Below are 24,425 nucleotides of genomic sequence, written 5' to 3'. Positions count from 1 at the left end.
TATTAACAAAACATTCTCACTTTTTTTAACACAATTATTGTTTAATAATTTAATTTTGACATTAAACATTTAATCGAATTTTATGAAAAAACTAATTTTAATTGCATTAGCCTTTGTTGCTTATACAAGTTACACTCAAGCTCAGGAAATTTCTAAAAATGCCATCGGACTCCGTCTTGGAGACAGTAATGGGTTTGGTGCCGAAGTTTCCTACCAACGTGCCATCGGTGATAACAATCGTTTAGAATTTGATTTGGGTTGGAGAACTGGAAATCATTATGACGGTGTGAAATTAATAGGTTTGTACCAATGGGTTTGGAATATAGATGGAGGTTTTAATTGGTATGCTGGTCCAGGTGCTGGATTTGCAGCTTATAGTTTTGATCACGACCATTATTATAACCATCCGAATTTCTATGATCATGATGACAAAGATGCATTTATCATCTTAGCAGGTACGGTGGGTATTGAATATTCATTTGATTTCCCGCTTCAACTGTCATTAGACTTAAGACCAGAACTAGGATTTGGGGATAGTTATTATGATAATAACGACCTAGATTTTGATGTAGGACTAGGTGTTAGATATCAATTCTAAACCAATAATATTTTATAGGAATGCACCCGTAAGAGGTGCATTTTTATTTTCATATTTACATTTTTTTTATTACCATGTTAATATGAAATATCTTTTTATTTTTATTCTGATTCCATTAACTATGCATGCCCATATTACTGCACCTGACCCAATTAAGAGTGAAGTTGAAAAAGCGCTATCCTATTATCCTTCCTTAAAGGATATTAAAATTCAAATTAAATTTAAAGAACATATCAAAAAGTCTACCATGCAGGCCAGACCAACTTTTGGGAGCATGTTTAAGGACCGTGAACAGCGAGAATATGTTATTTTAATAAGCCGAAGATTTAAAATTTCAGGTAAAGAATTTATGACTACTCAAGTGCCAAAAGAGGTCTTGATTGGTTGGATTGGACATGAATTAGGCCATATAGTCGATTATCAAAATCGATCGAAATGGGATCTCCTTTGGTTTGGATTAAAATATATCACTTCTGAAAACTACATCAAAGAAGCCGAAAGGATGGCAGATACGTATGCCGTAAACCACGGAATGGAATATTATATTTTAAAAACTAAAAATTTCATTTTAAATCACGCCGAAATAAATCAAACTTATAAGAATAGGATCAAAAAATATTATTTATCCCCTGAGGAAATCATGGTTTTGGTTGCTGAGAGAGATCAATAATCAGCTATAAATTCTTCCCAAGTCTTAAACTTTTCCTCATTCATAACACGTTCCATCTTAACTTGTCCTCCCTTTTTCTTGTTTCTTTCATTCCAATCGTAAAACCTTTCTGGTGAAATCAAAGTCACCTTAACACCTTTTAAAGCTTTGCTCCTAGCTACTTTATAATTTTTGTTGGCATCCTTTAAAAAAGCATCTAATTTCTCAGAAACGTCTTGAGCTTTTTCAGAAGAAATATCACATCCCAAATACCAGCAATGATAAAATTCTTCGTCTGCTTCTCGTTTGGCACAAATTGTATATTCTGGAATTTTTGCAGAAAAAACTTCTTCCAAATGCCTCATGGCATCATCCATTTTGTTGACAGAAAGCTGAGACCCCACTGTATTCAGAAAGAATTTGGTACGCCCCGTAATTTTAATTTCTGCACGATCTTTATCTGTAAAGGCAATGGTGTCTCCAATGATGTACCTCCATGCCCCACTTACGGTACTAATAATTAAGACGTATTCCTTATCATTTTCAACATCAGCCAAGGTTATGGAAGGTGCATCTTCTGTAAGCGAACCGTCTTGCTGAATGTACTCAGGTTCAAACGGAACAAATTCAAAATAAATACCATTATCTGTAATCAATTCCATAGATTGAGTCTCAGGTCTTGTTTGACACGCAATAAACCCTTCTGAAGCCAAATAAGTATCTATGACTGTTATGGGTTTTCCTAATAAGTCATTAAAACTTTTTTCATATGGCTTAAATGCAACTCCTCCAGAGGTATAAACCTGCAGATTGGGCCAAATTTCATGAATATTATTCAACTTGTTATGTGAAATAACTTTTTCCATCATTAATTCCATCCAAGAAGGAATACCACTTAAAGCACCAATATCCCAATCTGCAGCACGTTCTGCAATAGTTTGGACACGCTCGTCCCAATTATCTATTTTGGCAATATCTTCTCCGGGTTTGTAATACCCTCTAAACCAAAAAGGAATGTTGCTAGCGCTAATACCACTAATTTCACCTTCCAAATGTTCCTTTCGCTCCCTTAAGTCGGTAGAGCTTCCCAGCATCATGATTTCCTTTTCAAAAAAGTCAGGAGGTAAATCAAAATTGGTCAGAGCAAAAACTTGTTTAACGCCTCCAGACCTAATGGCTTCTATCATCTCATTTGTAACAGGAATACGTTTGCTTTCTTTTCCCGTAGTTCCAGAACTCAACGCAAAATATTCTGGATTCCCGGGCCATGTTACATTCTCGACACCTTCTTGGAGCTTATGCCACCATTCATCATTGATTTTATTATAATCATGATAGGGTATTTTGGTAAAGGATGTGCCTGGATCTTCAGAATCCAAAATGGAATCAAAATTATATACTTGACCAAAGTCGGTGTCCTTGGCTTTTTCAAGTAAGTTTTTCAGAACTTTTTTTTGCTCCTCGACGTGATTAGTTTCTGAAGAAAAAGTATCTTTTAAATCAATTACTCCTTTTATAATATTACCAAGTATCGCCATAAATTAAATTATTTTAAAAGCATACATTTTGACAGGGTTTCCTCATAGATCGCCTCATATTGAGGGACGATTTTGTGAATATCAAATTGACTAGCTTGCATTTCAGCTTGATGTTTAAATTTATCCAGTGTCTTTTGGTCTTTCAAGATGGTAAGCGCATGTTTGGCCATGTCATCTACATCCCCCACATTACTTAAAAAACCAGAATATCCATGCTTGTTAACCTCTGGAATTCCTCCAGAATTACTTGAAATAACAGGTACTCCAGCTGCCATAGCTTCCAAGGCGGCCAAACCAAAACTTTCAGTTTCTGAAGGCAAAAGGAACAAATCGGAATAGCCTAAAATGCGGTCTACTTCATTGCTATTTCCTAAAAAGACCACTTTAGGGCCAATACCCAATTGATCTGCCAAATTTTCGGCATTTTCCTTTTCAGGGCCTTCTCCAACCAACATTAGACGTGCTGGAATTTCTTTCTGAATTCGAAAAAAAACTTGAATAACATCCGTGATTCGCTTCACCTTTCTTAGGTTACTCACATGGGTAATTATTTTTTCATTATCCCTTGCCATCATTGCTCTTTGGCAATCAGTGAAGGCATGACGTTCCTTATCAATATCAATAAAATTGGTTACAACCTGTATGTCATTTTTAATATCAAACAAACGCAAGGTGTCTTCTTTTAAACTTTCAGAAACACAAGTTACAGCATCCGATTTGTTGATGCTGAAAGTAACGGCTGGTTTATAAAAGGGATGACTCCCTACTAGGGTGATATCTGTGCCATGTAACGTTGTAACTATAGGCACATAAATATTTTCTTCCATTAACATTTTTTTTGCCATATATGCGGCATAGGCATGTGGAATGGCATAATGCACATGAAGAATATCAATACCATGGAGCTTGACCATGTCTACTAACTTACTGGACAAAGCCAGTTCATATGGCTGATAATGAAACAAGGGGTACTGTGGTACATTAACTTCATGGAAATGTACATTGTTGCCTAATAATTCAAGCCTTACGGGTTGTTTGTATGTAATAAAGTGGACTTCATGTCCGCGTTTGGATAATTCAATTCCTAATTCTGTAGCTACTACGCCACTGCCTCCAAAAGTTGGATAGCATACAATACCTATATTCATTAATTAATCTTCTATAGCTTCGTATATGAAGCGTTGAATGTCAGTTCTAATATTAGCTCTCAATAGCAGATTTTGATCTGCTTTTGGGTAGGTTCTATTTGCTAAGAACACATATACAATTTCTTCCTCTGGATCTGCCCAAGCATAAGTACCGGTAAATCCTGAGTGACCAAAACTGGTCATTGAAATACAGCCGCAAGTTGGACCCTCATCTCCCAATTGAGGTTTGTCAAATCCAATTCCTCTTCTATTATCATCATCACAATAGTAACAGGTATTAAATTTATCAATTGTTTCTGGTTTAAAATAACGTTTCCCTCCATAAAATCCTTTTTGAAGATACATCTGCATGATTTTGGCTACATCATTGGCATTACTGAATATTCCAGCATGTCCACCAACACCACCTTCCATAGCAGCTCCCATGTCATGGACAAACCCGTGCACCTCTTGATAGCGGTAGTAGTCATCTACTTCTGTAGGGATTATTTTTTTGGAACTAAACTTGATACTTGGATTGTAAGTAGTGTTATTGGCTCCCAAAGATTGATAAAAATGATCCTGTACCAATTCATCTAACCCTTTATCGTAGTAGGTTTCTAAATACTTCTTGAGTATATAATATGGCAAATCACTATACCTATATTTCAAACGGTTTAATAGTTCTGTGTCTTTTATAATTCCTTGTATGCTGTCTTTGTAATCCGTTCTCATATAAAGCTCATTAGCCACTTTTACGGTAAATCCTTTAGAAAACTTAGTTGAATAATATTTAGAACTAGGACGCTTTGTGTCAGGATCTAAGGTGGCGTAATAAAACGGAATCCAAGGTTTTAAACGGGCATAATGCGATAGCATTTGTTTAATGGTGATGTTAGCTTTGTTTGAATCTTCATATTCAGGAAGTAACTTGGAAAGTTTGGTATCTAAGGTTATGACACCCTTTTCCACGAGTTCCATAATAAGGGGTAAAGTTCCTAAAATTTTGGTTAACGAAGCTACATCATATACATCATCAAAAGCCACTGTTTTTGAATCGGTCGCATAGGTGTGATTCCCGAAATTTTTATTGTAAATCACCTTTCCCTTTCTGGCAATAAGCACTTGAATTCCAGGCGTCATTTTATTGTCAATAGCGTACTGAGCTAAGGAATCTATTTTCTCCAATTTTTCAGAACTCATTCCAACACGCTCTGGTAAACCATAACTTAAATTTAGAATGTCGTTGTACTCAATACCGGTTCCTACGTTTAGACCATTTCCAACTGATACTGGTAAATGTCCTTTTGCCCCGACGGATCCAAAGATAAGTTGGGCTGATTTTTTTTGAGCAATCCTACTATTTTGATAGCTTACCACTATACTCTCGATATTCTCAATAGTAGATAAGTCTAAAAGTGCGTATGGTTTAACGAAAATATCGAGAATCACTCTATTAGTTCTAGCAATCTCATACAGCCAAACCAATTCTTTGTCTGTGAATTTGTAACTTTTCCATGGCGTATCATTAGATCTATGAAATCCTATAATCACCGTATTATAGCCAGATAACTTGGTGATTAAATCATCTAAATTGTCTGATTTAATTTCATGAACCTTGGTATATTTTTGTAGTTCCTTTAAAAAATCTGAACCTGACTCCTCACCCATTGGGACGTAGGCTACAGATTTGGTTTCTAACTGTCTTAATGGTAAAAGATCTGCTTTATTTTTAACTACAGTAATCGCATTTTCAAATAATTCTTCAGACAAAAGATCATCTTCTAATCGATTTAAATCTTCATTCAAATGCTCCAATTCAACAGGCTTAAAATGATTTAACCCTACTTTATACTTGGCCATTAAAATTTTCTTTACAGAGTAAGCCAAACGTTCTTCGGTAATTGTTTTCTGATTTAAAGCTTCTTTAATTTTCTCCACTGCTTTCCCGACATCCTCAGACATTAAAAGCACATCATTTCCTGCCAAGAATGCTGCTAAATCTACATCACCTGGACTACTGAAATTAGAAGCACCTTTCATTCCTAAAGCATCAGTAAATATCAAACCTTCAAACCCTAATCTATTTTTTAGAATGTTTGTAACAATATTGTGCGATATGGAAGATGGGTAACCATCCCGAGGCTCTAACGAAGGTACATTTAGGTGGGCAACCATAACGCTGGCTAAACCTTCTTTGATTAGTCTTTTGTAAGGGTATAATTCTACCGAATCAATTCGTTTTTCAGAAAAACTAATACTCGGCAACGTTTTATGGGAATCTGTTTCTGTGTCGCCATGGCCTGGAAAGTGCTTTGCATTGGCTAGCACTCCAGCACTTTGCATTCCTTGCATAAAGGCGAGTGCCTTGGTTGTTACATTGTCACGATCCTCACCAAATGATCGATTTCCAATAATGGGGTTTTTGGGGTTGGTGTTAATATCAACAACGGGAGCAAAATTGAAATGTACCCCTAAGCGTTTACAATGTTCCCCAATGTGGCGACCAGTCAATTTGACCAAAGTATTATCTTCTATCGCCCCAAGTGTCATATTCCAAGGAAAGGCATAAGTTTCTTTTAATCGCATGCTCAAACCCCATTCAGCATCCATACCTATAAGCAAAGGTAATTTGGCTGTTGCCTGTAATTTATTGTTAAAAACGGCTTGACTTTTTGGGTCGCCTGTTGAAAAAATGATACCGCCAATATGTAAATTCTTAACTTGGTTGATTATCATTTTTTCATGAGCCTCCCCTTTATTTGAGAATGCTTGCACCATAAACAATTGGCCTATCTTTTCATCTAAAGTCATCTGTTGATAAACACTATCTACCCATGTTTGTTGTGCCTTTGCATCTTGTGTTAAAAGAGGCGATTTGGTTTGGGAAAAAACAGTATGTGAAAACAAAAAGACTACAAATAGTAGATGGGATATAGATCGCATAAAAAACGGAAATTTCTTAAGGTAAAGTTCAAAACTTATTTCACTGCAAAATAGCATAAATCAAAAGAAGTTAAAAAAACTTTAAGATAGATTTATAAAGAAAATAGTTAACGGATTTTCAAGGAATCAATATTCACATAGATACCGAAATTTGCTATTTTTGGTAAATGATTAAACAACATTATTATTACTCTTCCCTTCTTTTGTTATTGATAACCTTATCAGGTTGTTATGAAACGGAAAGGAATTGCTCCGATTTTCAAATTGGCACATTTAGAAGTGAGATTATTCTAAATGGAAAAACTTTCAAATCTGAATTTACTAGAACCAAAACACTTCAGGTGGAAACCTACGATAATAAGATAGACTCTTCCAATGTCAGGTGGATTAATGATTGTGAAGTTGTTTTTAAAACCATCAACCCCAAAAATATGGCAGAAAGAAAGGATATCCACCTAAAAATTTTGACAACCACCGATAGCAGCTACACCTTTGAGTATTCTTATGTAGGAGAAAGACAGAAACAGCGTGGAGTAGCCTTTAAAATAGAATAATATGTGGGAATTCTTGTTTTCTGGAGATGCCATTATAGCGTTATTGACCTTGACCTTTCTTGAGATAGTTTTAGGTATTGATAATATCGTGTTTATTTCAATAACAGCCAATAAATTACCAGAAAACCAAAGAGCTAAAGCAACCAATATTGGACTTATTTTAGCAATGGTTCAGCGAATTATTCTTCTTTTTTGTGTTTCGTTTTTAATAGGTTTAAAAGAGTCTTTTTACACCCTTGATTTGGAATGGTTACATATGGGAGTTAGCTGGCAAGCCATTATTCTTTTTGTGGGAGGCCTATTTTTGATTTATAAGAGTACCTCAGAGATAAAAGAAAAAGTTGAATCTCCTGAACAGGATACTTCAGAATTAAAAGAAAAGAAAGTTAATTCGCTAAAACAAGCCATAACACAAATCCTATTAATCGATTTTATCTTTTCCATCGACTCTATTTTAACAGCAGTGGGAATGACCAATGGCATTCATCCCAATCACAATTACGCCTTAATCCTAATGATTATAGCTGTGATGATTTCCATCTTCATCATGATAGCATTTGCTAATCCCATTAGAAAATTCATTGATAATCATCCTAGCATGCAGGTTCTTGCGATGGCTTTCTTGATATTGATAGGTTTTATGCTGATTACCGAAGCCGCACATCTTTCCCATACAACATTCTTTGACCAGGAAGTGGGAGCTATACCTAAGGGATATCTTTATTTTGCCATAGCCTTTTCGCTATTGGTGGAATTTATCAACTTTAGAATTCAAAAGAAATCCAAATCCAATCCTAGAAAAGACTAGTTTGCCCCTCCTCATCTGCATCCGAATCACTTTCTGAATTTACAGAGTTGTTGGTATTACTAGCTGTACCTGTTTCTGAATTATTCACTTCCTCTTCATCAATGACTTCAAGATCATCAGCGTGAACCTCCTCTGGAGCTTCATAAGGCAAAGGCTCTAATAAGCTTACTTGATTTATTTTTTCTTTAGTAAGTTGATTTCCAATGGCATTAATTCCCTTTATTGAAATAAATTCTTCAAGATCTAATTCTAAGTTTGGTTTTCTGTCTTTTCCTCGTTCTTTAGTAAATTCTATATCTGCCAATGGACGCCAATCAGTCGAAACAATCTCTAATTTAGTCTCTGGGTGGTCTGGCAAAAAGCTCTCTTCCTTACCTTCATTTTCGATCAAAAAGCGTTTAACGTAATAAAGTTCGCGTTCGCCATTATAATAGATAACAGAAAGGGGTTTGTTAGGTAGCCATTTTTCAATCACAATCATGTCATCCTCAAAGTGAGCTGTCATTTCAGGGATAATGGTTTTTACTAGTCCAGATTGGGTAACTACCAATATGCGGTCTTCCCCTCTAAATTCACCTAGTAAATCCCCTCTTCCATCCACATTAAGTCTTTGTACGGTGTCATCAAACCAAATCTTTCTTGGTTTTAAAGTTGAAACACCCTTTTCTTTAAGGTCTATGCGTTTAACCGCATATTTAGAAACTAAATTACCCTTGGAATTCCTTCCTTTTATAAGGATTTCGGCAAAATCCATGTCCCATTTCAATTTCTTAATACTTCCAACTTGTCTTAAGAATATAGTGACAACTTCGGCCTCTCCATTCGGATTGGCAGAAAAATACCAAACCATTGAGTTTTTATTGCCATTGGTTAAATCATACTCCCGATCCCTTGTGATACTAGTCACAGCAAAACGTTTGATGTAAGTAGGCCCGCTTTTGCCATCACGATAAATCATGTTGTAAATAGTACGTTTGTCTTTTTTCTTGAAGACAGCTACATGAATAATATCTTTCCCTACAAAGGTTTTAGAGTCCACTTTGGTGACCATCATTTTTCCTTCCTTGGTAAAAACAATGATGTCATCTATATCACTACAATCACACACATACTCATCACGTTTTAGTGATGTCCCTATGAAACCTTCCTCTCTATTGACGTAAAGCTTGGTATTTCTTATGACTACCTTGGTAGCGTCAACGTCATCAAACACTCGTATTTCGGTCTTTCTCTCTTTCCCTTCACCATATTTAGTTTTTAATCGGTTGAAATAGGCAATTGCATAATCGATTAAATGTTCTAGATGGTGTTTAACTTCAGCAATTTGACCTTCCAAAGCTTCAATTTTTTGTTGTGCCTTATCAATGTCAAATTTGGAAATTCTTTTAATTCGGATTTCGGTTAGCCTAACGATATCCTCTTCAGTTACTGACCTTTTTAAATGGGTAATGTGAGGTTTTAAACCATCGTCAATAGCCTTTATAACGCCTTCCCAGGTTTCTTCCTCTTCTATATTTCGGTATATCCTATTTTCAATAAAAATACGCTCCAATGATGCAAAATGCCATTGTTCTTCCAGTTCACTTAACTGGACTTCCAAATCGCTTTTTAGCAATTGCACTGTGTTATCGGTAGAGCGACGTAACATTTCAGAAACTCCAATAAACAAAGGCCTATTATCTTCAATAACACAACCTAACGGAGAAATAGACATCTCACAATTGGTAAAGGCATAAAGGGCATCTATGGTTTTATCTGGTGAAATACCAGCTGGCAAATGCACCAAAATCTCTACTTGAGCTGCTGTATTGTCTTCTATTTTCTTAATCTTGATCTTCCCTTTGTCATTGGCCTTAAGGATGGAATCAATAAGACTTGATGTTGTGGTTCCAAAAGGAATTTCAGTGATGACCAAGGTATTTTTGTCGTATTGCGAAATACGAGCTCTCACCCTTACTTTTCCACCGCGATTTCCATCCTTGTAATCTCCCATATCAGCAATTCCTCCGGTTGGGAAATCTGGAAAAATGGTAAATCGTTTGCCTTTTAAATGTTTAATGGAAGCATCAATCAATTCCAAAAAATTATGCGGCAATACCCTAGTGGATAAACCAACGGCTATACCTTCTGCGCCTTGAGCTAATAGCAAAGGGAACATCACAGGCAAATTAATGGGTTCCCTTCTTCGACCATCATACGAAGCCTGCCATTCTGTGATTTTTGGATTGTAAATAACTTCTAGGGCAAATTTGGAAAGGCGTGCTTCAATATATCTGGAAGCTGCTGCACTGTCTCCAGTTAAAATATTCCCCCAGTTACCTTGGGTGTCTATCAATAAATCCTTTTGACCAATCTGAACCATAGCGTCTGCAATACTGGCGTCCCCATGAGGGTGGTATTGCATGGTGTGCCCCACGATATTAGCTACCTTGTTGTAACGTCCATCATCTAAGTCCTTCATGGAATGCATGATCCTGCGTTGAACAGGCTTAAAACCATCTTCAATAGCTGGTACAGCCCGTTCTAAAATGACATAGGAAGCATAATCCAAAAACCAATCTTTATACATCCCAGTAACTTTGGTGATGGTTTCTTGATTGTCATTGGGCTCATTCAGCAAATCATCGTTTTCTTCGCTCATTAATTGTATTGATATTTCTGTAAGTTAGTTTTTCTTTTTTATTAACGGAATAAGGTTGCCAATCCCTACCAACAACATAGCGGTAATGCCGATATATTGCGTGGAATTTTCATCCCAACCCAAATCATCAAAATTTATTCGACTGATATATACCGCTGCCAAAACAAAGGTGGCAAAAACAATAAATATTTTAATTTTTTTCTGATTCAAGGGCTTTAGCGTTAAGTTTAATAATCTTGCTTAAAGATTGCTTGATATATTTCCGTTTTTTTCTTGCGACTAAAGTCACATTAAAACTTTCCGATTTATGGTTGCCGCGATCACTTTTTAAATAAACAACCAAGGTTTTATAAAATATAAAATTTCTGAACTTAAATCCTGCTAATTGGCGTTTATCAAAATCTACGGTTTTTTCCCGATAATTAAAATGATCTGCCAATAGCAATCCTTTGTTTGTTATTACAACCTTCATACCATCACTGTCGTATTCAAAATATTTTGAAATGAAATGAAACAAAAAGAAAATAAGGCTAAAAACCACCGTTATTACCAAAGAGGTAACCAAAGGATTCTTTGACAAATCACTAAATGCTTTAAAAACTACAGTGAGAAGAATGCCTGCAACAATCAGTATAAAATATACAGAAACAATAACATTCCTCACTTTAGCATTGTTGGTTCTCATGCCTTCTCCTCCACTACATCCAACTCCACTTTCAAATTATTTATAATGAAATCTTGGCGGTCTGGCGTATTCTTGCCCATATAGAAAGCCAAAAGCTCTTCAATGGACATATCCTTATCTAACATAACAGGATCCAAACGAATATCTTCTCCAATGAAGTTCTTAAACTCATCTGGGGATATTTCACCAAGCCCTTTAAATCGAGTGATTTCTGGTTTAGGTTTTAGTTCCTCAATAGCATCAACACGTTCTTGTTCTGTATAACAGTAATAGGTTTTCTTTTTATTTCTTACTCTGAATAATGGTGTTTGCAAAATATATAAATGCCCTTCTTTAATAAGTTCTGGAAAGAACTGTAAAAAGAAGGTAATCAATAGTAATCTAATGTGCATGCCATCCACATCGGCATCCGTAGCAATAACAATGTTATTGTACCTTAAATCCTCCATGGATTCTTCTATGTTTAAAGCAGCCTGGAGCAAATTAAATTCTTCATTTTCATAAACAATCTTTTTACTCATCCCATAAGAGTTTAAGGGTTTCCCTCTTAAACTAAACACGGCTTGAGTGTTCACATCTCGAGATTTGGTTATACTTCCTGATGCAGAATCTCCCTCGGTAATAAACAAAGTAGTTTCCAGTCTTCTATCATTCTTTAGGTCACCAAAATGTACCCGACAATCTCTTAATTTTTTATTGTGAAGACTGGCCTTTTTAGCACGCTCTTTTGCTAATTTTCTGATTCCTGAAAGTTCCTTTCGCTCCCGTTCAGCCTGAAGTATTTTACGTTGCAGTTTATCTGCCGTTTCTGGATTTTTATGGAGAAAGTTATCCAAATGGGTCTTTAAAAAGTCGTTGACATAAGTTCTTACCGTTGGCAATTTTCCTCCCATGTCGGTTGATCCCAACTTGGTTTTGGTCTGACTTTCAAAAACGGGCTCCATAACTTTAATGGAAATAGCAGAAACGACCGATTTTCTAATATCGGCTGCGTCAAAATTCTTTCCGTAGAATTCTCTAACCGTTTTTACCAATGCTTCACGAAACGCCGCTAAATGCGTTCCTCCCTGAGTGGTGTTTTGACCATTGACAAATGAATGATATTCCTCACTATACTGGGTTTTATGGTGTGTTAAGGCTACTTCTATATCATCCCCTTTGAGGTGAATGATTGGATAAATCTTATCAGAATCATTGATGTTTTCTTCCAGTAAGTCTTTTAGTCCATTTTCACTGTAGAATTTTTCACCATTAAAAACAATCGTCAAACCGGGATTCAAATACACGTAGTTTTTCAACATACGCTCTACGTATTCATTCCTGAATTTGTAATTTTTAAAAATGGTTTCATCGGGAATAAAAGACACCTTGGTACCGCGTCTTCTAGAGGTTTCATCAAGTGTTTCCTCATTCATTAATTCCCCTTGCTCAAATTCGGCAGAAGCCGATTTACCATCCCTGGTTGATTCTACTCTAAAATAAGTAGAAAGGGCGTTAACGGCTTTGGTACCTACCCCATTTAATCCTACTGATTTTTTAAATGCTCGGGTGTCATATTTTCCACCGGTGTTCATTTTTGAAACCACATCGACCACCTTACCTAAGGGGATTCCTCTTCCGTAATCTCGTACAATCACTTTGTTGCCTTGAATAGATATTTCGATGGTCTTTCCAGATCCCATGACATATTCGTCAATGGAATTGTCAAGCACCTCTTTAACCAAGATGTAAATCCCATCATCCTGCGAGGAACCATCACCTAATTTTCCGATATACATACCGGGACGCATACGGATATGTTCCTTCCAATCGAGTGAACGAATATTATCTTCGGTATATTGGGTATTTTCAGGCATAGAAACGAGCAAAAGTTAGTGAATCGTTGCTAATATAATATAACCCCATAAAAAATGAAACCTGGATGATGTAAAGTAATTAACAATAAAAAGGCCCATGTCGTTAATAACATGGGCCTGTAATATTTATATTTTAATTTCTAAACGTTAAACAAGAAGTGCATGACATCGCCATCTTTTACAATGTAATTTTTTCCTTCAACGCGCATTTTACCTGCTTCTTTAACTTTAGCCTCACTACCAAAAGATACATAATCATCATAACCTATGACTTCAGCACGAATAAAACCTTTTTCAAAATCAGTATGAATCACTCCTGCTGCTTGTGGCGCTGTTGCACCAATGGATACGGTCCATGCTCTAACTTCCTTCACTCCTGCAGTAAAATAAGTTTGTTGGTTCAATAGCTTATAAGCTGAACGAATTAACTTAGAAGAACCTGGTTCATCCAACCCGATGTCCTGTAAAAACATCTGGCGCTCATCAAAATCTTCCAATTCGTTAATATCAGCTTCTGTACCTACAGCTAACACAAGAATTTCGGCATTTTCATTCTTCACAGCTTCTCTAACCTGTTCCACATAAGTATTACCTGAAACTGCTGATCCTTCATCTACATTACACACATATAAAACAGGTTTATCTGTAATGAACTGACTTGGTTTTACATAGTCCTCATACTCATCTTCTCCAAATTCCAATGCTCTAACAGAAATGCCAGATTCCAATCCCTCCTTGATCTTTAACAACACAGCCTCTTCAGCTTGAGCTTCTTTATTTCCAGTTCTAGCCGCACGTTTAACTTTTTCAAGCTTTTTGTCTACTGTTTCAAGATCCTTCAATTGCAGCTCCATATCAATGGTTTCCTTATCCCTAATAGGATTCACGTTGCCATCCACATGAACAATGTTTTCGTTGTCAAAACAACGCAACACATGAAGTATGGCATCCGTCTCACGAATATTTGCTAAGAATTGATTTCCCAATCCTTCTCCTTTACTTGCTCCCTTTACCAAACCTGCAATATCAACAATCTCCACTGTTGCAGGAATAACACGTTCTGGTTTAACCAATTCTTCCAGTTTACGCAATCTTGGATCGGGTACATTTACCACCCCTATATTAGGTTCAATGGTACAAAATGGGAAGTTGGCACTTTGTGCTTTAGCATTGGACAAACAATTGAATAAGGTTGATTTTCCAACATTAGGTAATCCTACAATTCCTGCTTTCATGTATTATGACGTTTTTTACGGGTGCAAATGTAGGGATTTTGTTTGGTTGTTTTTACGGTTTTTTCAATATGTGTATGGAAACATATAGACGCTGGTAAACGGTATTTTACAATTAAGTTAAAATACTCAAACTTTACTTGAGATTCGTAACCCTAATCAAATATTGAAATGGTTTATGATGCCTACTTTTCTAAATTTTGAATTAATGACTCAATAATATCTGGAAGTTTTACCTTCATTGATAAGCTATTTCCGAATGTTCCTGAAAAATTTAATCATGAACCAGTGTTTTTGGTTGAGATAACTGTTGGGTAGGCTTTTTCGATATGTTTTATCAAGTCATCGATTAAATCAATATTATGCTCTAAAGTGAAAATATAAGAAGCGTAGCTAGCAAAAAAATCGGCATACAGATTTTCAAATGCCAAAGATTTAATAATGGGTCTAAGATCAACATAATTGTCACTTTTGGAAATTTTGTTAGGGTAAATTTCATGCATCAAATTTTTTATGCTAACGTTATTGCTTAAAAATGGAACTAACTTATTTCTAAATACATCAACAGCCGATAAGTTCATTGCAGAAATATCTTTTATGGAATTATTGTAATCCTGAAATTCGTTTAGAAGCGTTTTAGAATGACTAAAACCAAAATTTTCAATACCCAATATTCTATTCAATTTTTGATTAATTGGTGTGAAACCTATAATTTTAGAAGATTTAAAAATATGTTGGTTTAGCTCCTTGTTGGTTAATGACTTTAGCGAATCATCACTTATATTAAGTAGGAAAAGTACTTCTTGGTTTATTTTTTCAATTTGTTCCTTGTGTTTCGTGGTTACTTTTAAGTTTTGCTGCAATTCTTTGTACAGTTCTTTTACAATTGCCGATTCTTTTCGAAGTTCTTTTCTATGTTCATTCCAATTGTTTATTTGAAGTGCAATCAAAATACCAATAACGACGAGTACAATTTCGCCAATAGCGTATTTTAGATAGTTGGTGGTTTTGCCTTCACCAAGAAGTCTTTTCCTGATAGTACTAAAGAATTTAATCATGCTCTTCTTCCTTTTTATCACTCTTTTTCATTTCAAAATACTTACTAATTAACCTAAGCCCAATCTGGCAAATAGGATAACTGCAAAAACGATAACAATGTCAATGCCGTTCATTGGGTATCACTTTTAAATCCTCTGGTCTCCAGTTCTTTGTCAATATTTGCTACAACAGTATCTAAGTAATTACTAATCCCTTCACAAGCATTATTTCCCCATTTCCTGTTAGTAATTAGCTTTCTAAGGATATTTGCGAACTCAGGATCTGCAATAAGGGCATCATAATCTATAGGTTTTGCTTTAAGGGAATCAATATCCCGAGCAAAATGTTTTACAAAATAGGGCACAACCACAGACTGGCTATCACGCCATTCAGACTGATCCCAGTCTTTGGATAAGTAAGTAAAGGCACTTTCGTAAATGTTGATAATTTGAATTCTTAACGAATCGTTTTGGATAATGTCGGCACCTTTAGACTTCAATGTTTCATAAGCTGAGTAGGTTAAATAGGGAGATTGCCAGGCATGCACTTGTGAAAAAATAGTGTCTAGTTCGGGTTTATAGGGGCGTTTGCCTTCAATATGTTCTAGTAACAGTATATAGTTGTTTTCAAATTGTTTGTTGCTTTTTAAAGTATATTGTAGCTCCTCCTTACAGGTTTTGAGGTTTAATTTTATTTCGTTGAGCATGTTCAATTCCTCTCCTCGTAATTTCTTTTGAGAATTCCAGTTATTGATACTTAAGGCAATGAGAATCCCAATCACAACAAGCACTATTTCACCTATGGCATACCTGGAATAGGCCATAAATTTGTTTTCTGCAGCAAGCTTTTGACGTATGTTTCTAAAGAGCTTTATCATAGTATTAGTTAATTTTTTTATACTCCCTTTCCCCATTTTGATTAAAAGCAAGACTTTTTATGTTACCTTTTTCCTTTTTAAAATATACTTTTTGAAAATATTTTTCTATATAAAATTTATCCGTTTCGTAAGGCAAAATTTCATTATTAAGTAAGTTGCCGCCATCTTCATTATAATAACTTAAAATGAGTTTACCCTTTTCAAATACTATTAACACATAGTTTTCTTTAGTTGACTCATATCGTCCAACGTACTGTTTTAGAATAGCTTCGGGTAGCTCAAAGGCTTTAAAATTAAATTCTTGGGGTAAATCAGGTAAAGGGTCTATAGTAGGGTCTTGCTGTTTTAGTTCATTGTAAACAGCATTTAATAAGGCGACTGTGGCACCTTGAAAATATTCCAAACCATTTAATGCATACTGTTTACTGCCTAAATCATTAATGATGAGCTTTCTTCCTCTAGATGAAGTTGCAAATTTTATAAGCCCTAGCCTGTTTAAGCTATCGTGTTCTTCTGGGGTTTCATTAACAAGCGACGGGTATTCATCAACAGGATACCTATCAAAATAGTCTTGTTGATACTTCAAATAGTCCGTATATTTTATTAACTCTTCAAACAAGTAAGCCAGTGATTGTTTTTGGATAACCACTCGTTGGTTATAGTAATTGGTAATCATTGTATTTAGCTGGTCATTATTAGATAATTTGGTAATACCCAAATTGGTCATTTTATTATAAGTCAATTCACTTACCTTAAAATCTAAATTTTGAGGTGATACAAGCATATAAAGACTATCTAAGGGTAAGGTGTTTATGTTTTTCGTGTTTAAAGCAGCCTCATGGTTTTCAATGCTTTTTTTCAATGCGTTTATATAGTAGTCGAGCATAGTAACATCATCCTGTAGCTCATAGCGCATTTCGGTTAAATATTGATAGCCTAATTCGGTTTGATTGCGCTTTTCGTTCCAGTTGTTTATTTGTAACGCGATAAGTATACCAATTACAACAAGTATAATTTCACCAATAGCATATTTGAAATATTTTGAGTTTTTACCATTATTTAAAAGTTTTTTACGGATGTTTCTGAAAAACTTAATCATTTTTTTCGATTTTTAATTCTTGATCTATGGCATCCATAACCTTTTTAATATCTGAAATTAAAGGGTTTATACTTTTTCTGAAATAGACACTGCCTTCTTTCTTAATACTTAGGTAGTCCAGAAATTCATTGCTGTAAAGCATATCTGGATTTTCGAAAACATGCTCAAAAGTCCAATTCTCAGTTTTGTCTTTATAAACCTTTGTTTTTGAAAAGAATTCTTGCAGTTTTACTGTTGAAGTACTATAATCCTGTGAGTCTAAATAGCTGTTTGTAAAGTATTGGGTTCTGGGAAATGTTGTTTCATAAAGAGTCACCAGCATGGTTCTAATTGAATCATTTGAAATAAGATTGAGCCCTCTATTCTTAATCGCCTCGAAAGGCCCAGACTCGTAAGTGAAGCGTGCTCCCATATTGATTTCACCCCAAAGTCTTTTAAAAACCGAGTCTGAGATAGTTGCATGTTGTTCTCTTAAATTCAGAAACGTGTTGATTCCATGTTCTGCCGTTATAGTGCGTTTAAGTTGATAGGGAATCACTTGGTTGTTTTGATAATATAAAGATTGATATATTTCAATGAGCGCCATTTTTTCGTCATTTCTGTCTTTTCGATAATTGTTCCAATTATTAACCTGAAGAGCAATAAGAATACCTATAACTACCAGAACAATTTCGCCAATAGCATATTTAAAGTAGTTGCTAGTTTTGCCTTGATTGATAAGCTGTCTCCGAATGTTTCTAAAAAATTTAATCATCCTTTAAAAACCTTGATTTTTATTAAACAAATCGGCTTCCAACTTTTGCATCTCCTCTGCTATTTCTTGGGCTTGGGCATTCCCTTTATTCAATTCGGAAATAATGTTTTGAAAGCTTTGAGCATCTTGGTTTTGACTCAGCTTAAATACATGCTCCATGTTTGTCACCTCTATTTCAAAGGAAACGATAGCTTTCATAAGCCGATCTTTGTAGTCTTTGGGTAAATTATTGAAAACCGTTGGCGAATCCTGATTCCCCTTTTCAAAATGAAGGGTGGTTTTTTGTAAAATAGTTTCCAAAGCAGTTTCATCAAGAAACCGCAAGCTTCCATGGCAATGTACACTCATATAATTCCAAGTTGAGGCCGACTGTGGATTTTGATACCAAGTCGCACTTACATAAGTCTGTGCTCCTTGAAAAACGACTAAAACTTGCGGATTCTTTTCAAAAGCTTGATAATGGGTAGTATGTTTCATTAAATGTCCACGCAGATAGGCTTGATCCTTTTCAAATTCCAAAAACATGGGAACTTGTGTAGCAACTGGTTCGTTGCTGTCATTGGCACCTATTAACATGGCAAAAGGATGTTTGGAAATAAAATCAATTACCTTTTGGGAATCTTGGGTTTTAAAAACAGGAATATCATACATAAAAATAAAAATACAGAATTAAGGGAACTTATAGAAAAATCAAATTAAAAAGACCTGATGGAAAAATGATCAGGTCTTATAATTACATTCTAATAGAATTATTAACTTTTCTCCCAGGTATTGTTGCTGGCTTTGGCGTCATAACTAGGAATTTCAAGCTCAACTTTTTTCAAGGAGCCTTTGGTCGAAGATAGCTTCCAATGAAATGTATTACTGTCTTTCCAAACCTTAGGGTTAATTTTTTCTTCTAAGACGCTTCCATCATCAAGAGTTGCTTTAATGGTCATTGCCATGGGTCTACCACCTAAATTCTTAAGCGTCACCTGTTGTCCATTGACCTGCTCTATCCCCATATCCATATAACCCCAATCAAAATACCAGGCTTTCCAAAACCAATTCAAATTCTCACCTGATACCCGATTAAAGGTCATCATAAAATCATACGGTGTTGGATGCTTATGCTTCCATGTATCCATATAGGCTTTCATACAATTGGTGAAAGTTTCTTCTCCCAAAAGCTCATAAAGGCTCTTGTAGGAATGGGATCCTATGGTATAGGAATTAAGTCCGCTACCTTCAAATAAATGCGAAGGAGCCATTATTGGCAATACCTCTTGAGACCCAAGATATGGTAAATCTCTTTCAGGCATCTTAAATGGGTTGTCCATAAAAAAGCTAGAAAATGAAGCAAAACCTTCATCCATCCAAGCATATTTTTTTTCATTAATTCCCATCATAAATGGAAAATACATATGGCACATTTCATGCAAGGACAAACCAAATTGCGCTTCGGTATCATTTGCGACTTCATACCCATAAGTTTTTAATTTTTCTGCAGAGGTTTCTTGGTCATTGGCCATTCCAGCAAACTCCATACCTCCTCCTACTAACCCATTGAAAATGGTGAAATAATGAAATGGAAATTCATAGACAGGAAATTGATTGTGAAACACCTCCAGAGACATTCCAATAGTTTCCAAAACAGCAGCAAATTCTTGATGACTAGTTGGATAAGCTACTTGGATGAAGTAATCTCCCATTTTATCAGAATAATGAGCCGCATCCCAAACAAAGTGATCGCTCAAGGCAAAAGAAAAGTCAGGGAAGTCTTTAGCGGTGTACTTCCATGTTAGGTTTTTGGTAGCCGTAGATTTAAAATCTGATTCTCCAATTATAGATACTGCTTCAGTACTTTTTGAAGCTTTTTCCAAACGTTTCTGCACTTCTTCTGAATAAACCTCAGTGGGATTGTCTGGTGCTACAGAGGCCCAAACCATAAAATTATCAGGAATTGTCAACTCCACGTGATAATCAGAATAATCATGATAAAATTCGGTGGCTGCATCATAAACAACCCGATCCCATCCATCAATATCATCATACACAGCCATTTCAGGGTACCAATATGCTACAAACATTGATGTTGGGTCTATGGCACCACTGCGTTCAAAACCTTCTCCTGGAATGACATAATGCCAATCAACTCTTAGATTCACTTGTCCGCCAGGAGGAACAGGGTTATCGCCCAAAACAATGTTGTAATTGGTGCCGCCATACCTTGCCTGTTTTCTGTCTTTTAAATCAATGGGTTGGTCACCAACCAAAACTTGATCCAATACCATACCCTCATGTGGCTTTTCATTTGCATCTGCTGCCCTAAAAAAACCTGCTTTTTTGGAATCCGGTTTGTAATAATCGTGATAGGTATGAAATGTGATACTTTTTAAACTATCTGGGCTTTCATTATAATAAGTAATGATGGCCTCTCCAGTGAGTAATCGGGTTGATGGCTCTATGGTAGCCTTAATATTGTATACTGAATGGTTTTGCCAATATTTAGGCGAAACCGTTCCATTGGCCATTCGTGTTCCTTGTTGATAGGCTTTTTGAAATTCCAGCGGCACATAGATATCCGCAGGTATGGTTTGGGAATAACCAAATAACAAGCCCCCCATTATAACAAGACAACAGGTGAAATAACATTTGAAGGTGTGAATCATAATTTTGAATATTTTAAAGTTTATAACATTCTGATAGAGAGAAGCATAAATATATTAAAATATCAGAATATTTTTACAATGATTTAAAAATCTATAAATGAACAGGAGTTCTTATTCCTTAAATACTTTATGAATATTGTATAATTCTTAGTTCAACCCCAAAAATCATCAATAAAATATCAATTAACCGCTTTCAATCAGTATTTTATCGATAACCTTAACATAAATAATTGAATATCCATATATTTAAAACTTCACTAAACTTAAACTAACAGATTTCATGAAAAACATTTTACGCCTCTTTCTTATTTTAACGCTCATTTATTCTTGTTCTGATGATAAAACTACCGATGACCTTACTGGATTTGCAATAAACGGTCGTTTGTTGGCTCCAAATGGCACGGACCCGATTCCCAATGCTATGGTTAGTGCTCGCTCCAACAACACAGTTGTAGCTGAGTCTTTTACAGATGTTCAAGGTCAATATGCTTTATCACTTCCAAAAGGTAATTACGAATTAACATTCACAAAAGGGAAGTTTTCTGGCTTATTACAAATTGATGTAGAAGGCGCTAAAACCAATGAAGATGCCTTATTGGATATTTTACCAACTATTGGGGTTGTTACAGGACATTTTGATCATATTGAGCATGTTCTTCTTAATATAGGATTGGTTGATCCAATAACTCAAGAGCCTTTATTTGATATCATTGAAGGGAACAATTTTGGAAGACCTTCAGGCGCACATGGCCACAGGGAATCGCTTCATATGTCCCAAAATAAGGGTGTGATGGATGAAATTTTACTGGAGCCTAATGTCGATTTCAATTTTGAAGATTTAATGAATGATCAGGCACTTTTAGGTAGTTATGACATTCTGTTTTTAAATTGTGGTTTGAATGAATCATTAGAAGATATGGGAGATGTCTTGATGGATTATGTTTACAACGGAGGAATTTTATATGCTACAGACTGGGCCGCTGGATACTTAAATGATATTACTAATGGTGGTGCTGATTATATGACATTCTATGATCCCGAAAAAAGTGGAACATCTTTGACTACAACGGCTACCCTTTTAGACACTACATTAAGCGATTGGTTGGAATTGAATTTTGATATTGTATTAGAAGATACAATTGAAATAGACGAATTTTTAAGTTCTTGGCAAGTAGTTGACAGTTATGACACTACAACAACTATTTCATGGCTTGAAGGTGAAGTTAGTTATAGAGATTCAGGAAATAATATTATTACCGAAACTAAGGATTTAGCCTTCACCTTTTTACATGGTGATGGTGCTGTTTTTTATTCATCCTTTCATACTGAAAACTACGATCCTGAATTCAGTGACGTCGATCGAATTATGGAATTTTTTGTGTTTGAGATGTCGGTTATTCAACCTTAAAACGAAACGAAAAGAATATAATATTTGGAGCTGTCTTTATGGGCAGCTCTTTTATTTAATAATCCGTTTACAATCAGAACATATGTTGAAACCCACGCGATCAATGGTTGCAATGGTTTCGGCAGCGTCTTGCATCACGCAAAGTTCATTATCACAATGATTCAAACCTAAATTATGTCCTATTTCATGAATAGCAATTTTTTTGAGACGGGCATAAAATTGGGGTTCGCAGGTTTTTCCGAGTCTGTAGGTAGAAACCACACAACTTGGCCCATCCACATATCCCAAGCCATATACGCCCCAATCCATATATTTATAAATTGGTTTTTTGATTTCTCCTAAGTCGTTCTTTTTAGTGGTAGAAATGTCGTGATTGGTGACTCCTATCACATGGTCCACATACCACGGTTTGTTCCTTACTAAATCGCGCAACAAAGAATCAGCACGGTACCTTGGGTTTTTTATATGAACAAAAGCATGGTCAGGTAGAGACAATTGATTTAAGACAACCACCTCATTGCCAAAAGATGCTTCTAATGCATCTGATATAGAATCTAAAAAAGCAGGATTGACCTCCCCATATGCTTGTACGCCTATAATTACAGAATCACTCTGTCTTTTAGAACAACTAAAAAGAAGTATTAATAATAACCAACTAGCTAATCTCATGACTTTAAGGTACATAATTTTTTAAAAAAAGGAGTCAGTCTTTAAACGTTCCTGAAAATCAATTATTTCTCTAAAGGTTATTTAAAGTTATTTCTTATTAAAATTGGAAGAATTACTTATCGCAGTACCTGAAAGAAATCCTTTAATCCAGTAAGGATACTTTGAACCGCATAAGCTGCCAGTATTAAGCCCATAATCTTACTGATTACAGTAATACCATAATCACCTATACGCTTTTGTACAAGGTTGGCTGCAAGAAGTAAAAACATAGTTAGCATGACAACTATAAAAACCAAAACAGTAGTTAAAGCTTGATGCTGAAAACCATAAATGTGATTATCGGTCATCAATACTACAGCCATAATAGCTCCAGGTGATGCAATAGATGGAATTGCTACTGGGAATATAGTCACATGTTTGTAATCTTTTATTAAATGCTTCTCTGACTCAGGTTTTCCTTCTCCAAAGATCATGGTCAAAGCAAACAGAAACAGAATGACACCCCCTGATATTTGAAAAGCATCTAAAGAAACATTCATCCCTTCCAAAATCAGTTGCCCCAAAAGGATAAAAAACAACAAAATACCAAAAGCGACAAATGAGGCAATGATTGCTACTTTCTTTTTGTGTTTACCATCAAAATGTTTAGTTGCCTCAAGATAAACTGGGATACTCCCTAGAGGATCAATAACAGCTATAAGAAAAAAAATGGTTGAGAGAATACTTGCTATCATACTATTGTATACGCTTTCCTTGAGTTGAGAAAGAAAGCCCTTGTTGCCCAGAGGTGGAGATCATCACAGCATCAAATAGAGGTTCTAATACACCGCTTTGTTGTTTCCAGTCAAACAAAAAATTACCTCCTGTACCTCCTTGGGTATCCTTTTCATCAATAACAATTTCAACGGTCTCCATGGGTGCTATAAAAATGGGCTGTTCAAAATAAGAATGGATTAACTCCCCGTGCGTATCAAAATATTGGGCACTTGCAACGAATATGGAATCCTTTCTGTTTACATTACGCATGCTTACTGTAACGGTTAATTCATGTGTAATATGTTCGGTCTGGCTATATATTTCCGAATACACAGACAAATAGGTAGTCCCGGTTTGCAACGAGTCCAAACCAGAATGAGAAAAGGTCTGTCTTTTTTTCCAGTTCACAGGATCTACAGAGCTATTCACCTTTTTAGGATTTTGGCAATTTGCAAACACCATAACAACACAAACAAACAACACAAACTTTTTGAACATAATCCAGTTTTTGATAATGGTCTAATTTAAACTATTTCAAA

Annotated in this window: 22 protein-coding genes; 5 read left to right on the top strand and 17 right to left on the bottom strand. The window is 35.5% G+C overall.

The genetic code is table 11. From position 1 onward, the window contains the following. Positions 1-82 precede the first annotated feature (82 nt). On the top strand, positions 83-598 hold the full coding sequence (locus ZA07_RS01310; protein WP_053969928.1) for a hypothetical protein: 516 nt from the start codon (positions 83-85) through the stop codon (positions 596-598). A gap of 82 nt (positions 599-680) precedes the next feature. Beyond that, a complete protein-coding gene (locus ZA07_RS01305) occupies positions 681-1,268 on the top strand; it encodes a hypothetical protein (protein ID WP_053970006.1) in 588 nt (195 codons plus the stop codon). On the opposite strand, the gene ZA07_RS01300 is transcribed toward ZA07_RS01305, so the two are convergent. Genes ZA07_RS01300 through ZA07_RS01290 form a run of 3 tightly spaced genes read right to left on the bottom strand, consistent with a single transcriptional unit; the run spans position 1,262 to position 6,858 of the window. After that, positions 1,262-2,785 (bottom strand): GH3 auxin-responsive promoter family protein, encoded by a 1,524-nt coding sequence (locus ZA07_RS01300; RefSeq protein ID WP_053969927.1) that lies wholly within the window; start codon positions 2,783-2,785, stop codon positions 1,262-1,264. The two genes, ZA07_RS01305 and ZA07_RS01300, sit on opposite strands and share 7 nt — an antisense overlap. Positions 2,786-2,793: 8 nt before the next feature. Further along, positions 2,794-3,933 carry an N-acetyl-alpha-D-glucosaminyl L-malate synthase BshA gene (bshA, locus tag ZA07_RS01295; RefSeq protein WP_053969926.1) on the bottom strand — a complete coding sequence of 380 codons (1,140 nt, stop codon included), beginning with the start codon at positions 3,931-3,933 and terminating at the stop codon, positions 2,794-2,796. A 3-nt stretch (positions 3,934-3,936) separates the two neighbouring features. Further along, positions 3,937-6,858, bottom strand: coding sequence for a glycoside hydrolase family 3 N-terminal domain-containing protein (locus ZA07_RS01290; RefSeq protein ID WP_053969925.1), 2,922 nt, complete (start codon positions 6,856-6,858; stop codon positions 3,937-3,939). Between the two features lie 167 nt (positions 6,859-7,025). Here ZA07_RS01290 and ZA07_RS01285 point away from each other — a divergent pair, with 167 nt between their 5' ends. Together ZA07_RS01285 and ZA07_RS01280 are read left to right on the top strand one after the other, a co-directional pair. Next, positions 7,026-7,412 carry a hypothetical protein gene (locus ZA07_RS01285; protein WP_053969924.1) on the top strand — a complete coding sequence of 129 codons (387 nt, stop codon included), beginning with the start codon at positions 7,026-7,028 and terminating at the stop codon, positions 7,410-7,412. Between the two features lies 1 nt (position 7,413). Next, on the top strand, positions 7,414-8,220 hold the full coding sequence (locus tag ZA07_RS01280; protein ID WP_053969923.1) for a TerC family protein: 807 nt from the start codon (positions 7,414-7,416) through the stop codon (positions 8,218-8,220). On the opposite strand, the gene ZA07_RS01275 is transcribed toward ZA07_RS01280, so the two are convergent. The 11 genes from ZA07_RS01275 to ZA07_RS01225 all read right to left on the bottom strand — a co-directional run bounded on the left by ZA07_RS01275 (position 8,207) and on the right by ZA07_RS01225 (position 21,053). Then, a complete protein-coding gene (locus ZA07_RS01275; RefSeq protein WP_053969922.1) occupies positions 8,207-10,861 on the bottom strand; it encodes a DNA gyrase/topoisomerase IV subunit A in 2,655 nt (884 codons plus the stop codon). The genes ZA07_RS01280 and ZA07_RS01275 overlap by 14 nt on opposite strands. 24 nt (positions 10,862-10,885) lie before the next feature. Then, the gene (locus ZA07_RS01270; protein ID WP_053969921.1) at positions 10,886-11,071 is read right to left on the bottom strand and encodes a hypothetical protein; all 186 of its coding nucleotides are present in this window, start codon (positions 11,069-11,071) and stop codon (positions 10,886-10,888) included. Continuing rightward, positions 11,052-11,546 (bottom strand): hypothetical protein, encoded by a 495-nt coding sequence (locus ZA07_RS01265; protein WP_053969920.1) that lies wholly within the window; start codon positions 11,544-11,546, stop codon positions 11,052-11,054. The genes ZA07_RS01270 and ZA07_RS01265 overlap by 20 nt, the downstream gene beginning before the upstream one ends. Continuing rightward, the gene (locus tag ZA07_RS01260) at positions 11,543-13,402 is read right to left on the bottom strand and encodes a DNA topoisomerase IV subunit B (protein WP_053969919.1); all 1,860 of its coding nucleotides are present in this window, start codon (positions 13,400-13,402) and stop codon (positions 11,543-11,545) included. Before ZA07_RS01260 ends, ZA07_RS01265 begins: the two co-directional genes overlap by 4 nt. A 140-nt stretch (positions 13,403-13,542) precedes the next feature. Further along, positions 13,543-14,637 carry a redox-regulated ATPase YchF gene (gene ychF, locus ZA07_RS01255; protein WP_053969918.1) on the bottom strand — a complete coding sequence of 365 codons (1,095 nt, stop codon included), beginning with the start codon at positions 14,635-14,637 and terminating at the stop codon, positions 13,543-13,545. A gap of 275 nt (positions 14,638-14,912) precedes the next feature. Further along, positions 14,913-15,692, bottom strand: coding sequence for a DUF6090 family protein (locus ZA07_RS01250; RefSeq protein WP_053969917.1), 780 nt, complete (start codon positions 15,690-15,692; stop codon positions 14,913-14,915). A 110-nt stretch (positions 15,693-15,802) separates the two neighbouring features. Next, positions 15,803-16,549, bottom strand: a complete 747-nt coding sequence (locus tag ZA07_RS01245; RefSeq protein ID WP_157492016.1) for a DUF6090 family protein — start codon at positions 16,547-16,549, stop codon at positions 15,803-15,805. A 4-nt stretch (positions 16,550-16,553) separates the two neighbouring features. Beyond that, complete coding sequence (locus ZA07_RS16325) at positions 16,554-17,648, bottom strand: DUF6090 family protein (protein ID WP_053969915.1); 1,095 nt, start codon at positions 17,646-17,648, stop codon at positions 16,554-16,556. Next, complete coding sequence (locus ZA07_RS01235) at positions 17,641-18,402, bottom strand: DUF6090 family protein (protein ID WP_053969914.1); 762 nt, start codon at positions 18,400-18,402, stop codon at positions 17,641-17,643. The genes ZA07_RS16325 and ZA07_RS01235 overlap by 8 nt, the downstream gene beginning before the upstream one ends. 3 nt (positions 18,403-18,405) lie before the next feature. Continuing rightward, positions 18,406-19,053 (bottom strand): FMN-binding negative transcriptional regulator, encoded by a 648-nt coding sequence (locus ZA07_RS01230; protein WP_053969913.1) that lies wholly within the window; start codon positions 19,051-19,053, stop codon positions 18,406-18,408. 101 nt (positions 19,054-19,154) lie between these two features. Then, positions 19,155-21,053 (bottom strand): M1 family metallopeptidase, encoded by a 1,899-nt coding sequence (locus ZA07_RS01225; RefSeq protein ID WP_157492015.1) that lies wholly within the window; start codon positions 21,051-21,053, stop codon positions 19,155-19,157. Between the two features lie 280 nt (positions 21,054-21,333). Here ZA07_RS01225 and ZA07_RS01220 point away from each other — a divergent pair, with 280 nt between their 5' ends. Beyond that, positions 21,334-22,461, top strand: coding sequence for a carboxypeptidase-like regulatory domain-containing protein (locus ZA07_RS01220; protein ID WP_053969911.1), 1,128 nt, complete (start codon positions 21,334-21,336; stop codon positions 22,459-22,461). 51 nt (positions 22,462-22,512) lie between these two features. Here the strand turns inward: ZA07_RS01220 and ZA07_RS01215 are convergent, their stop codons facing one another. The 3 genes from ZA07_RS01215 to ZA07_RS01205 form a co-directional block, all read right to left on the bottom strand. Further along, complete coding sequence (locus ZA07_RS01215) at positions 22,513-23,130, bottom strand: matrixin family metalloprotease (RefSeq protein WP_197276682.1); 618 nt, start codon at positions 23,128-23,130, stop codon at positions 22,513-22,515. A gap of 116 nt (positions 23,131-23,246) precedes the next feature. Further along, positions 23,247-23,864, bottom strand: a complete 618-nt coding sequence (locus ZA07_RS01210) for a MarC family protein (protein WP_082316480.1) — start codon at positions 23,862-23,864, stop codon at positions 23,247-23,249. 1 nt (position 23,865) lies between these two features. Next, positions 23,866-24,384, bottom strand: a complete 519-nt coding sequence (locus ZA07_RS01205) for a DUF3124 domain-containing protein (RefSeq protein WP_053969909.1) — start codon at positions 24,382-24,384, stop codon at positions 23,866-23,868. Between the last annotated feature and the right edge of the window lie 41 nt (positions 24,385-24,425).

Origin of the sequence: Mangrovimonas sp. ST2L15 (assembly GCF_001280515.1) — a bacterium.
GTDB classification, from domain to species: Bacteria; Bacteroidota; Bacteroidia; order Flavobacteriales; family Flavobacteriaceae; genus Mangrovimonas; species Mangrovimonas futianensis.
This window is presented reverse-complemented; position numbering and strand designations above follow the sequence as displayed.